At 37.2% G+C, this 12,676-nt stretch carries 12 protein-coding genes; 4 read left to right on the forward strand and 8 right to left on the reverse strand.

The genetic code is table 11. From position 1 onward, the window contains the following. The first annotated feature begins 10 nt into the window (after positions 1-10). On the forward strand, positions 11-655 hold the full coding sequence (locus O0236_RS00280; RefSeq protein ID WP_268912185.1) for a histidine phosphatase family protein: 645 nt from the start codon (positions 11-13) through the stop codon (positions 653-655). Positions 656-693: 38 nt separating this feature from the next. Here O0236_RS00280 and O0236_RS00285 read toward each other — a convergent pair whose 3' ends face one another. Both O0236_RS00285 and lepB read right to left on the reverse strand, forming a co-directional pair. Beyond that, a complete protein-coding gene (locus O0236_RS00285) occupies positions 694-1,323 on the reverse strand; it encodes an endonuclease III domain-containing protein (RefSeq protein WP_268912186.1) in 630 nt (209 codons plus the stop codon). Positions 1,324-1,402: 79 nt separating this feature from the next. Then, a complete protein-coding gene (gene lepB / locus O0236_RS00290) occupies positions 1,403-2,020 on the reverse strand; it encodes a signal peptidase I (RefSeq protein WP_268912187.1) in 618 nt (205 codons plus the stop codon). A gap of 159 nt (positions 2,021-2,179) precedes the next feature. Here lepB and O0236_RS00295 point away from each other — a divergent pair, with 159 nt between their 5' ends. Continuing rightward, positions 2,180-3,379: a multidrug effflux MFS transporter gene (locus O0236_RS00295; RefSeq protein WP_268912188.1), complete on the forward strand. Its 1,200-nt coding sequence runs from the start codon at positions 2,180-2,182 to the stop codon at positions 3,377-3,379. A gap of 64 nt (positions 3,380-3,443) precedes the next feature. On the opposite strand, the gene mnmG is transcribed toward O0236_RS00295, so the two are convergent. The 6 genes from mnmG to rpmH form a co-directional block, all read right to left on the reverse strand. Then, a complete protein-coding gene (gene mnmG / locus O0236_RS00300; RefSeq protein WP_268912189.1) occupies positions 3,444-5,384 on the reverse strand; it encodes a tRNA uridine-5-carboxymethylaminomethyl(34) synthesis enzyme MnmG in 1,941 nt (646 codons plus the stop codon). 32 nt (positions 5,385-5,416) lie between these two features. Next, positions 5,417-6,811, reverse strand: coding sequence for a tRNA uridine-5-carboxymethylaminomethyl(34) synthesis GTPase MnmE (gene mnmE, locus O0236_RS00305; protein ID WP_268912190.1), 1,395 nt, complete (start codon positions 6,809-6,811; stop codon positions 5,417-5,419). Between the two features lie 168 nt (positions 6,812-6,979). After that, positions 6,980-7,726 (reverse strand): RNA-binding cell elongation regulator Jag/EloR, encoded by a 747-nt coding sequence (jag, locus tag O0236_RS00310; RefSeq protein WP_268912191.1) that lies wholly within the window; start codon positions 7,724-7,726, stop codon positions 6,980-6,982. Positions 7,727-7,925: 199 nt separating this feature from the next. Next, positions 7,926-8,762: a membrane protein insertase YidC gene (gene yidC / locus O0236_RS00315; protein WP_268912192.1), complete on the reverse strand. Its 837-nt coding sequence runs from the start codon at positions 8,760-8,762 to the stop codon at positions 7,926-7,928. Between the two features lie 2 nt (positions 8,763-8,764). Next, entirely contained in the window at positions 8,765-9,124 is a 360-nt protein-coding gene (rnpA, locus tag O0236_RS00320; protein WP_268912193.1) for a ribonuclease P protein component, read from the reverse strand. Between the two features lie 52 nt (positions 9,125-9,176). Beyond that, positions 9,177-9,311 (reverse strand): 50S ribosomal protein L34, encoded by a 135-nt coding sequence (rpmH, locus tag O0236_RS00325; RefSeq protein WP_035166548.1) that lies wholly within the window; start codon positions 9,309-9,311, stop codon positions 9,177-9,179. A 500-nt stretch (positions 9,312-9,811) separates the two neighbouring features. Here rpmH and dnaA point away from each other — a divergent pair, with 500 nt between their 5' ends. After that, positions 9,812-11,152 (forward strand): chromosomal replication initiator protein DnaA, encoded by a 1,341-nt coding sequence (dnaA, locus tag O0236_RS00330; protein WP_268912194.1) that lies wholly within the window; start codon positions 9,812-9,814, stop codon positions 11,150-11,152. 192 nt (positions 11,153-11,344) lie between these two features. Next, complete coding sequence (dnaN, locus tag O0236_RS00335; protein ID WP_268912195.1) at positions 11,345-12,484, forward strand: DNA polymerase III subunit beta; 1,140 nt, start codon at positions 11,345-11,347, stop codon at positions 12,482-12,484. Positions 12,485-12,676 lie beyond the last annotated feature (192 nt).

Raw genomic sequence — 12,676 nt, forward strand, 5'->3', positions numbered from 1 at the left:
GGGAAAAATTATGAAAACAGTTTATCTAGTTCGACATGGTCAAACAATTCTTAATCACTTCAGAAGAATGCAGGGATGGATCGATTCGCCTTTGACCCAAACTGGCGAACAGCAAGCAACTAATACTGGTAAGATGTTAAATCAAGTTCACTTTGACGTGGCAATCAGTTCTGATTTAGGGAGAGCTATTGTCACACGAGATTTAATTTTAGCTGAAAATAAAGTGACAGATATTGCTCCAATGATCAATAAGAACTTCCGTGAAGTTTATTTTGGCTCATTTGAAGGTGTCGATAGTGTTGTAACTTGGAATCAAATTGGTGGCCCTCAAGGGAGTTTTGATCAAGACTTCCTCATCAAAAAATACGGTTTACTGGCAGTCAGAGATTTCATGCACGATGCTGATCCTTTTAAAGAAGCTGAGACCGGTGAACAGCTCCAAAATCGTATTCAGAATGCTTTCACAGGCCTACAAAATCAGCTTAAAGATGGTGAGACTGCTCTTGTTGTTTCACATGGAACATTCATTAGAAACGTTGCTGGTCTCTACTCAAAGCCGGGAACATTTATTGACCAACCAGAAAATGGTAGTGTCGCAATCTTAGATGTGACTGATAAACCTATTTTGGTGGATTATAATCAAACGGAAATTTAAAAAAGATGTGTGAAACAGAATACTGTTTCACACATCTTTTATTTCATCCCCGCCAAAAAGCTCTTCTCAAACAATCCATCATATCGTAAATATTCCTTACCAAAGTTATCAATCAATCCATGAAATTCCTGAGCATCCAGATACGTAAAATTACTAGGTAATTTGACTTGTTTCCACAGCTCTTCGTAAGTCTTGGTCTTGGTGTAACCTAATTTGGCAAACAATCTCCTTGTGTAACTATCAGCAATCAATACAGGTCTATCAAAAATATACACTTGAAAGACATCGGCAGTTTCATTACCGACTCCCGGAATTTTTAATAATTCAGACCGCAGCTTAGAACCATATCGATCACTGATTGCCTCATAATCCCATCCCTCTTTATCTAGCCATTCAAACGTTGCTAAAATAGCTCGGGATTTATTCTTGTAAAATCCACTAGACTTAATAATCCTCATCAATTCTTCTTGAGTTAAGTTAAGAATATTCTGAGGATCCAGTCCTGTTCTTCGCTTGAGTTCAGTTAGGGCCAAGTCAGCATTGTTCCAATTGGTATTTTGAACCAAAATGGCGCCCAGAATGATTTCCTCTTTAGAATCTGCCGGCCACCACCCAGATTGCCCTAGATTATTACTAAGTTCTTGATACAGCTTGTTTAAATCAACCATTGTCCTTCCCCATTCTGTTTAACAAGTTACAAAAAATCCGGGTTTACTCCAAAGGAATAAAACCGGATTTCAAATTATCTTAATAAGCTAGACTATTAACGTTATCACGTTTAGTTTTGTTAGTTTCCCAGAAGAATGTCTTGGCAACACCAAGGACCTTATCCTTTGGCACAAAACCCCAGTAACGACCGTCATTAGAAACGCTTCGATGATCACCTAACGCAAAATACTTACCCTTTGGAACTTTAACTGAATTAACATTTCGAGGCCAACTCTTAGAAAGTGACTTCAAATCCCAATTACCAGTTCCTGTAGTTCTTTGGTATTTACTAATGAAGTTTTGATTGATCTTTTTGCCATTAACGTAAATATTGCCATCCTTACTTGATACTGTATCACCAGGTAAGCCAATAACACGCTTAACGTAATCAGTGTTTTGTTTAGTAGCTTCAGGATCAACTCCATTAGCATCAAAAACGATAACACTTAAATGCTTAATTTTAGCCTGACGCCAAACTACCATTCGCTCGTTATTTACAAGGTTGGGCTCCATTGATGGTCCATCAACTCTCGCAAATGTGATAACGAATTGTCGTAATAAAAGTGCAATTACAATTCCGACGACGACCGGAATAATCCAGCTCATAGCCTCTTTAAAAAATGAGGTTGATTTACTATCTTTTGACTTCTTTGCCATTGTCTAACTCCTTTAAATAAAAGTAACCTACTTAGTAGGCCACAACTGTTTTAATTTTATCACACTATTATTAAATGGTTCATCTCTTAACCACTTCTTACTAATTTGCGCTAGCCATCACAACCCTGTATTATGATAAGTCGTGTTAGGAGAATTAAAATGAAAACAAATATTTCAGTTAAAAAACAAGTTTGGCTGGCAATCATTTTAGGAACTGTCAGTGCAACTGGTCCACTATCAATGGACATGTATTTACCGGCACTGCCAGATATGGCGCAAAGCTTACATACTCAGACTTCAGTACTGCAACTTAGCTTAAGTGCCTGCTTGATTGGTCTTGCTTTAGGACAATTAGTCGTTGGGCCATTGAGTGATAGATATGGTCGCAAAAAGCCATTAATTATTGGCTTTGCTCTCTTTGGACTTGTTTCACTATTAATTTCGATGACCGATTCAATTTACTTGCTAATTGGCCTTAGATTCATCCAAGGACTTGCCGGATCTTCTGGTCAGGTATTATCTAGGGCAATCGCCAGAGACCTGTTCAGCGGCCCATTACTAACCAAATTTTATTCGATGCTTTCCGCCGTAAATGGTATCTTTCCAGTATTATCACCAGTATTAGGCGGTATAATTATTCAGTTCACGAGCTGGCAAGGGATTTTTATCGTATTAGCAATCATTGGTTTATTAGTTGTTCTGGCATTATTCGGTGGGATCAAAGAGACCTTACCGACAACCGCCAGATCAACTGGAGGCATTCTTTCTACTATGAATTCGATTGGAGATTTAGTTAAGAACGATCGCTTCTTACGTATGATTATCTCTGCAGGATTAGTAACTGGTGGTTTATTCAGTTACATTTCAGCTTCTTCATTCGTCTTTCAAAACTACTTCCATATGTCAGTCCAAAATTTCAGTTTTCTTTATGCGTTGAATGGGATAGGGATTGCGGTTGGTTCAATCATTCCGGGATTCTTTGCCAATCGAATCTCCGAATCCAAGCAGACTAAAACCATTCTGACGTCGACATTGATAACATCACTACTATTAATTGGTAGCTGGTATCTTTTCCGATCATTACCAGTTGTAATTATTCTTGTATTCTTAATTGTGACTCAATTCGGAATTTTGTTCACTTTGATGACTTCGATAGTTATGAATATGGGAACACAAAATGGTGGTAGTGTGTCAGCATTATTCGGCCTTTCTCAAAATGGAATTGGTAGCTTAATGTCCCCATTAGTTGGCCTCTTTGGCATCGCTACTTACTTACCGATGGCTGTGGCAATAATGCTCTGTATCTTACTAAGTCTGATTTTATTTAATTCTTTAAGTACCTCTACTTCACAAATATAGTAGCAAAAAAGCACTATGAACGATTCTTAAAATAGAATCATTCATAGTGCTTTTTATTTATTAATTATGCGCCTTGAACATCAATCTTAGCGATTCGTCCTTGTTGGATATAAACGCTTAAAATAGCGATATCAGAAGGGTTAACTCCACTAATTCTAGATGCTTGGGCAATTGTTTGTGGTTGAATTTTAGCAAGCTTTTGACGAGCTTCAGTAGCAATACCGTCAATTACTGAGTAATCAATCCGATCAGGAATATGCTTCTCTTCCATCTTCTTCATTCTCTCAACGTTAGCTTCAGCTTTCGTAATGTAACCAGCATACTTAGTTCTGATTTCAACCTGTTCGATTACTCGATGATTCAATGGTTCTGCAGGAGCATCAACAAATTCCATTAATGTTTGGTAATCAACATATGGTCGTCTCAAGAACACTGCAGCAATTACACCATCTTGAAGTGGCTTGTCACCATGAGCTTGAATAAATTCGTTGACCTTGTCTGAAGGCTTGATACGAATACTGTTTAAACGCTCTAATTCATTTTCAACAGCAGCCTTCTTAGCTAAGAAACTTTGGTAACGATCTTCAGAAATCAATCCTAGTTCGTGACCTTTTTCTGTTAATCGCATATCAGCGTTGTCATTTCTAAGTAATAGACGATATTCAGCACGACTAGTTAATAGTCGATATGGTTCCTTAGTTCCCTTAGTTACCAAGTCATCGATCATAACGCCAATATAAGCTTCGTTTCGCTTCAATACGAATGGTCCTTGGCCTAAGGCACGACGACCAGCGTTAATTCCAGCGATGATTCCTTGACCAGCAGCCTCTTCATATCCTGAAGTTCCGTTAGTTTGACCAGCAGTATAAAGATTTTTGATTAACTTAGTCTCCAATGTTGGCTTCAATTGGTACGGTGCAACAACATCATATTCAATGGCATATCCTGGACGCATCATTTGAGCATTTTCCAATCCAGCAATTGAATGAACGATGTCTTGTTGTACTTCTTCAGGCATTGAAGTTGATAGTCCTTGAACATACCATTCTTCAGTCTTACGACCTTCAGGTTCCAAGAATAATTGATGACGAGACTTATCAGCAAACCGCACGATTTTATCTTCAATTGAAGGACAGTAACGAGGTCCTACTCCTTCGATCACACCAGTGAACATTGGTGCGCGATCAAGGTTTTCTCTAATAATTTCATGAGTCTTTTCATTGGTGTAAGTCAACCAACATGATAATTGGTTTTTCACGTCAATGTAATCACTATCTGAGGTTTCATAACTAAAATGATTAGGTTGTTCATCACCTGGTTGTTCCTCAGTTTTAGCGTAATCAATCGTAGTACCATCAACTCGTGGTGGAGTACCAGTCTTGAAACGTTCCATATCAAAACCTAACTTGGCAAGGTTAGCTGTTAGTTTTTCAGCAGGTTGAGAATTGTTGGGACCTGATGCGTACATCAATTCACCAATAATAATCTTACCTCTAGCAGCTGTTCCAGCAGCAATTACCACTGCCTTAGCGCTATATCTAGCACCAGTATTAGTAATAACTCCCTTACATTCACCGTCTTCGACGATTAAATCGTCAACGATTCCTTGACGTAAAGTTAAGTTAGGTTCGTTTTCAATAGTATCCTTCATTTCAGCATGGTAAGCATGCTTATCAGCTTGCGCTCTTAATGCCTGAACAGCAGGACCTTTACCTGTATTAAGCATCCGCATCTGTACATAGGTCTTATCAATGTTGCGACCCATTTCGCCACCTAATGCATCAATTTCACGAACGACGATTCCCTTTGCGGGTCCACCAATTGATGGATTACATGGCATAAAGGCAACCATATCCAAATTAATGGTCATTAATAGCGTCTTATTACCCATTCGAGCAGCAGCTAATGCGGCCTCTGTACCAGCATGGCCAGCACCAACTACGATGACATCATAATCCTCACCATGATATGACTTTTTCACATCGCTAACACGTAAACTTTCCAATGTTTTTTCCTCCAAATGTTTCACATGAATCGCTATTTACCTAAACAGAACTGACTGAATAGTTGGTCGATCAACTCATCTTGATAACTATCACCGGTGACTTCTCCAAGTAAGTCCCAACAATGCGTCATATCAATTTGAACTAAATCAACTGGCATCCCTTGATCAAGGCCTTGAATAACACTATCCAAAGATTGGTTAGCTTGATTCAATAGTCCGATATGCCGAGCATTAGTTATCATGACACTATTCTGACTACTATTGATTCCCTCTTCAAAAAACATCTTAGCAATTAGTTCTTCAAGTTCTTGAAGACCATCAGCCTCAATTGCTGAAGTTGAAATCATATTTTTATTGCCTGTCAGTTGTTTTAATTCGGCTAAATCTAGCTTCATAGGTAGATCAGTTTTATTAAGAACAACAATTCTTTGGCCATTATCAGTTAATTTGATCAATTCATGATCTTCGCTTGTCAAAGGTTCACTAGCGTTAATCACTAGTAATACCAAATCAGCACTTTCAATGGCTTTTCGGGAACGATCAACCCCGATTTTTTCAACTTTGTCTTCAGTATCGCGAATGCCAGCAGTATCGATCAATTTAAGCGGTACTCCGCGAACATTAACGTATTCTTCCAGCACATCCCTAGTAGTTCCTGGAATGTCCGTAACGATTGCCTTATCTTCATGTAGGAGATGGTTCAATAAACTGGATTTACCAACATTGGGGCGTCCGATGATCGATGTTGCTAAGCCATCGCGAAGAATTTTGCCTTGCTTGGCAGTCTTTAACAACTGTTCAATTCTGGCATGGACATCTACAGCCTTATCCCGTAATAGCCGACTAGTCATTGTCTCAACGTCATCGTATTCTGGATAATCGATGTTAACCTCAACTTGAGCTAACACATCAAGGATATCTTGACGTAAGTTCTTGATCAATCGAGAAAGATTACCGTCAAGTTGACTAATAGCAGCCTTCATTGATTGATCAGTTTTAGCTTCAATCAAATCCATGACAGCTTCTGATTGAGATAAATCAATTCGACCATTTAAAAATGCACGTTTAGTAAACTCACCTGGTTCGGCCATTCTAGCCCCATTACTCAAAACTAATTGCAAAATGCGATTAGTAGCCACGATTCCACCATGACAGTTGATTTCAATGATATCTTCCATCGTATAAGTTCGTGGTGCTTTCATAACTGACAGCATCACTTCATCCACTTCATCACCAGTTTCAGGGTCAATAATGTGGCCATAGTTAATAGTATTGCTATTTACGTTGGTCAAATTCTTACCACGATACAACTTTTCAGCGACATTGATCGCCTCTTCACCACTGATTCTGATGATTGAAATACCACCTTCTCCAGGTGGAGTCGAAATAGCTGCAATTGTATCTAATTCTGTTGTTGTTAAAACCATTTTTTAATTACCTCCAAATGCTAAAAAGCATTTTAAGAACAAAAAAAGTGCCTACACCACGCCCAAATAGGCGTGGATAAAGCACTTTCACTACTTTACCTAGTTAAGATAAGAATGATTAACACTATGATATTTTATCGGTTATCATTTGTCAAACGATATTTGTTTTTATTTAGGAGCTACCACGATGACTCTGTGTGGCTCTCTTCCAGTTGAATAAGTAATAACATGTGGATTATCAACCAACACATTATGAATTTCTTTCCGTTCGAAAGCTGGCATTGGGTTTAAATAAACCGGTTTGCCATTTGCAATGGCATTTCGCGCGGTTTTTTCGGCTAATTGCGCTAATGCCTCACTTCGTCTGGCACGATAATTGGCAATGTCTAAAACCACATTTAAATTATTAGCGCCAAGTCGGTTAACGAATACTTGTGCTAAGCCTTGCAAAGCGTTAATTGTCCGACCGTGATGACCGATTAACAAACTTTGTTTTGACTCATCTGCATCAATATCAATGTACAAAGAATGATGATTCTTCAGATCAACAGTTAGTTTATGATCAAAGCCCATTGCTGTAATCACATCATGAAGATATACCTCTAAATCACTGACGATATCATTTAAAGAAGCATTATCATTTTCATCATCTTCTTCGACAACAGAATTGCTTGAAGATGATGATTTAACAGTTTGCTTGACCATATTAACATCATTAGTCTTAGATGGCTCATCCTGGCTAACCGGCAGCTCAATTTTATTAATCTCAACTTGAGCAAGCTTTCTACCAATACCAAAAAAACCGTTTCTAGGCTGAACCTTAACAGTTACTTCAACTTGATTGCGATTTAGTGATAAGTCACTTAGACCATTTGCGATTGCTTCTTCAATTGTTTTTCCTGAATAAGTAGTCATTACAAACCTCTTCTAACGAATTTAACTGAAATATGATATCACATTTTACCGCTCAAATAAACGTCTTACATAGATATGACGCGTTTCTTATTATGTTCGTAATAAAATCATCACTAATCATTCACATAATACTTATTAGTAATCATTATGCAATGAAAAAGACCGAAATGCACTAATTAAGTGAATTCCGGTCTTTCTACTATTTACGTTTACTCTTTTTAGCCTTTTTAACGGCTCGCTGAATTGCTTGTTGACGTTCTTTTTCTTCACGTTCTTTTTCTTCACGTTCGCGACGAATCTTCCAAGGGTTTTGAATTACTAATGTTTGACCAACTTGGAAGGCATTAGTAATTACCCAGTAAAGAGATAGGGCTGAAGGTAAATTAATCGCAGTAATTAAAATTACTACTGGCATACCAACTGTCATCATCGTAGTCATCGAATTTGATTCAGGCTGACTCTTCATAGCCAACCAAGAACTTAAGAATGTAAAGATTGCCGCAAGAATTGGCAAAACGAAGTATGGATCTTTATGACCTAATTGAAGCCACATAAATGAACCACTACGCAAAATTTGTGTCCGCCAAATTGCTTGATACAAAGCAAAGATAATTGGCATTTGTACAATCAATGGTAAACATCCAGCCACTGGATTAACGCCTGCTTCAGAATATAGCTTCCTTTGTTCTGTTTGCAATTTTTGCATTGTTTCAGAATCTCTAGAAGAGTATTTCTTTTGAAGTTCTTTTAATTGAGGCTGAATTTCTTGCGTCTTACGCATACTTCTGGTTTGATAGATCATCAATGGCAAAATGACAATTCTAACAAGAATGGTAAAGATAATAATTCCCATTCCATAACTATCATTAAAGAATTTGGATAACCAAATAATTGCTCTTGAGAAGTTTAGAACGACTAAACCATCCCACAAACCAGTACTGTGATTAGTGATAGGTGCGTTACTACAGGCCGTTAGAATTAAAGTAATACTCAGTAAGGCTAGTAGCGTTACTATCCGTTTAACTTTCTTTTTCAACGTTATTCCTCGCTATCGTAATCTTGATTTAGAAGATTTGCTAACTTCAAAACGTGGACTAATCCTGACTTAACATCTTTCATTGCCATTTGATCAGTAGATGGTCGTGCAATGACGATAAAGTCAACATCTTGTCTTAGATAAGGTTTTAATTCTGTAATTGATTGCCGAATTCGTCTCTTTACCCAATTACGGTGAACTGCATTACCAATCTTTTTTCCAACAGAAATACCTACTCGGAAATGTAGTTGACCTGGTTTATCTAAGGTATACACGATAAATTGACGGTTAGCGACAGAGTTATGAGTCTCAAAGACTTCTTGAAAATCAGCCTCTTTTTTGACTCGATATGATTTTCGCATAGTGCATCTCCAATTTACTTAAAAATGAAAAAAGACCACTGAGGTCAGTGGTCTATGCAGTCAATGATTTTCTACCTTTTTGACGTCGGCGTGCTAACACTTTACGACCATTGCTGGTGCTCATGCGTTTACGGAAGCCATGAACGCGAGCGCGATGACGCTTCTTTGGTTGGTATGTTCTCTTCATAAGAAGGAATCCTCCTTTACTAGAAAGTTGCAATTAAGCATTTAATATCTATTTGTCAAATGCATTTCCCAAATATGATATCACAGTTCCAAAATTAATGAAATAGTCAATTCCAACTCAAAAAAAATTATAAAAATGTTTCATGAGCATAAACCTGTGGATAACTGCACACATCGTAAAAATTAATTCCCAGGTTTTATACAAAGTTATCCACAAATAAACACAGTGTGATTTAGTTTTTTAACAACCTGTGGATAACTAAATTATAGCGCTTTAAATTCTTTTGTCTAAAGCCTTGGTTATCCACAGGCAGCTGTGGATTAAACTGCATTCAAAAAGTTATACACACTTATCCACAGGCTCGTTTTTTTATTCATCCACTCATGTGAAACAATTATGCACAGGTACTTTCACCCTGTGGAAAACTTTTTTTTAGAATGATAAAATAAGTCTGTTTTGAAAATCGAATACTCAAAAAATCCAAACAAGGAGGAACAACCGTGCTAGACAAAGAAGTTTTATGGGCCGAACTCAGCGATAAGTTCAAAGCTAATACACCCAAGTTATCATTTGAAACTTGGATCGAACCAGTTAAACCAATCAGCTTTGACGGTTCTACATTAACGCTGTCTTTGCCATCTGAACTACATCGTGATTATTGGGAAAAGCAATTAGCTCCCAATTTAATTGAATATGCTTTTGTAATTACGAAAGACAACATCATTCCTAAATTCATTCTCGATTCAGATGTCAACGCCAGCACGGACGATTCAAATACAGTCAATTCCTCAAAGAATTCCACTGGCTACGCATTAAGTAAGGAAGGTCATCTTAATCCGCATTACACCTTTGATACCTTTATTATTGGCAAAGGTAACCAAATGGCTCACGCCGCTGCACTGATTGTGTCAGAAGAACCTGGAAAACTTTACAATCCACTATTTTTCTATGGTGGTGTTGGATTAGGAAAGACTCATTTGATGCAAGCTATCGGCAACAAATTGGTTGCTGATCATCCTGATGCAAAGGTTAAATACGTTACTAGTGAAGCTTTCACTAACGATTTCATCAATGCAATTCAGACCAATCAAACAGAAGAATTCCGCCAAGAATATCGAAATGTTGATATTTTAATGGTTGATGATATCCAATTCTTCGCAGATAAGGAAGCAACCCAAGAAGAATTCTTCCATACTTTTAATGACTTATATAACGATGATAAGCAAATCGTATTGACGTCAGACCGTGTACCACAAGAGATTCCTAAGCTTCAAGATCGTTTAGTATCACGATTTGCTTGGGGACTTCCAGTAGATATCACACCACCTGATTTGGAAACAAGAATTGCGATCCTGCAAAACAAGGCTGAAATCGATCAGTTAGAAATCCCTAGTGAAACAATCAATTACATTGCTAACCAAGTTGATTCCAACGTCCGTGAATTAGAGGGCGTTCTTTCACGTGTTCAGGCATATTCCAGATTAAAGGGTGAACCAATTACGACTGATTTGGCCTATGAAGCCTTACGTGGCTTAAAGCTTGAAACGCAAAGTCATCAATTAAGTATCGTTGATATTCAAACCCAAGTTGCCGAATACTATCACGTATCGGTTAATGACTTGAAAGGTAAGAAACGTTTAGCATCAATAGTTATGCCTAGACAAATAGCCATGTATCTTGCTCGCGAGATGACAAACAACTCCTTACCTAAGATTGGTAAAGAATTTGGTGGCAAAGATCACACCACGGTAATTCATGCTTATGAAAAGATTACTGAAAAAATTAAACTTGATACTGGATTAAGAAAAGAAATTACTGAACTAAAAAAAGGCCTTAGATAAAATGGTATAATCATCTGTGGATAAGTTTAGAAGTTTGAACGGTTTTGTCCACATAATTATCCACAGGTATATTTTAGTGACAGCTTCACTTTTGAGATAGTTATCCACATATTCACAGGGCCTACTGTTTCTTCTATTTTTTTATTAATTAAATATATATATAACTACACACTCCAGGAGGTTTAGATTCGAATGAAATTTACAATTAGCAAATCTGAATTTATTAAGGGACTTAATATTGTCTCTAGAGCGATTTCAACCAAAACTACTATTCCAATATTGACTGGATTAAAGATCATCGCTACTAACCAAAGCTTAATATTAACTGGTAGTGACGCTGATATCTCAATTGAAACCACCATAAAAGCTTCTAATCCAGATAATTTATTGGCAGTGGAATCAGAAGGAGCAATCGTTCTTCCTGCACGTTTCTTTACCGAAATCGTTAAAAAACTTCCTGAAGATACATTAACTATTGAAATTACTGATAACTTCCAGACGGTTATTACTTCTGGATCAGCATCATTCACCATCAATGGACTTGATGCTAATAACTATCCTCATTTACCAGAAATTGACTCAAGTAATTCTTTGCCAATTGCAGGGGATGTTTTGAAACAAATCATAAGTGAAACAATTGTCGCCGTTTCTAACCAAGAAAGTCGACCAATCCTTACGGGTGTTCATTTCACTATGGATAACGAAAACATTTTGGCAGTTGCAACAGATAGTCACAGATTAAGCCAACGGAAAGTTGCCATGAAACAACCATTCGAACACACATATGACTTTGTGTTGCCTGGTAAGAGTTTGTCAGAGCTTTCTAAAATGATCGACGATTCAAAAGATGATATTTTATTATCAGTCACAGAAAACCAAGCATTATTTGTGATTGGCGAAACATTATTCTATTCCCGATTGTTAGAAGGAAATTATCCTGATACTTCAAGATTGATTCCTGATTCATTCGATACTCGAGTTTCATTTGAAGCTTCATCCCTGTTAGCCACAGTTGAAAGAGCCTCACTTCTTTCTCATGAATCTCGTAATAATGTCATTAAAATGATTATTAATCCTGAAGATAATTCAGTAACGATTTACGGAAATTCACCAGATGTTGGTGTAGTTCAAGAAAATATCGAACCAATTTCATTAGAGGGAAATCAGTTAGAGATTTCATTCAACCCGGATTATATGAAAGATGCATTAAGATCATTGAGCCAAACCGCGATTAATGTGGACTTCACGTCAGCATTAAGACCATTTACTTTGATGCCTACTGAAGATGGCGAAAGTTTCGTTCAATTAATCACACCAATTAGAACTTTTTAGTTCACAAAGAACTGCATTGAGACCACCATTATTCAAATGGTGGTCTTTTTTTGTTTTTAAATAAAAACAGAAGGTAATTTTCTTTAATATTCTGTGTACGCCTTATTTAGGAATTTTATTTATTTTTGGTCAAAAATATCGAAATACTCAAAAACGGCTGAAAATGGCTTATATGCATTTGTAAGATGTACT

This window comes from Lentilactobacillus sp. SPB1-3 (genome assembly GCF_026913205.2).
Lineage (GTDB): Bacteria > Bacillota > Bacilli > Lactobacillales > Lactobacillaceae > Lentilactobacillus > Lentilactobacillus terminaliae.

Excerpts from the sequence above, each read along its gene's own strand:
- O0236_RS00280 (WP_268912185.1), top strand. The coding sequence starts at position 11 with ATGAAAACAGTTTATCTAGTTCGACATGGTCAAACAATTCTTAATCAC.
- O0236_RS00285 (WP_268912186.1), bottom strand. The coding sequence starts at position 1,323 with ATGGTTGATTTAAACAAGCTGTATCAAGAACTTAGTAATAATCTAGGG.
- lepB (WP_268912187.1), bottom strand. The coding sequence starts at position 2,020 with ATGGCAAAGAAGTCAAAAGATAGTAAATCAACCTCATTTTTTAAAGAG.
- O0236_RS00295 (WP_268912188.1), top strand. The coding sequence starts at position 2,180 with ATGAAAACAAATATTTCAGTTAAAAAACAAGTTTGGCTGGCAATCATT.
- mnmE (WP_268912190.1), bottom strand. The coding sequence starts at position 6,811 with ATGGTTTTAACAACAACAGAATTAGATACAATTGCAGCTATTTCGACT.
- jag (WP_268912191.1), bottom strand. The coding sequence starts at position 7,726 with ATGACTACTTATTCAGGAAAAACAATTGAAGAAGCAATCGCAAATGGT.
- rnpA (WP_268912193.1), bottom strand. The coding sequence starts at position 9,124 with ATGCGAAAATCATATCGAGTCAAAAAAGAGGCTGATTTTCAAGAAGTC.
- rpmH (WP_035166548.1), bottom strand. The coding sequence starts at position 9,311 with ATGAAGAGAACATACCAACCAAAGAAGCGTCATCGCGCTCGCGTTCAT.
- dnaN (WP_268912195.1), top strand. The coding sequence starts at position 11,345 with ATGAAATTTACAATTAGCAAATCTGAATTTATTAAGGGACTTAATATT.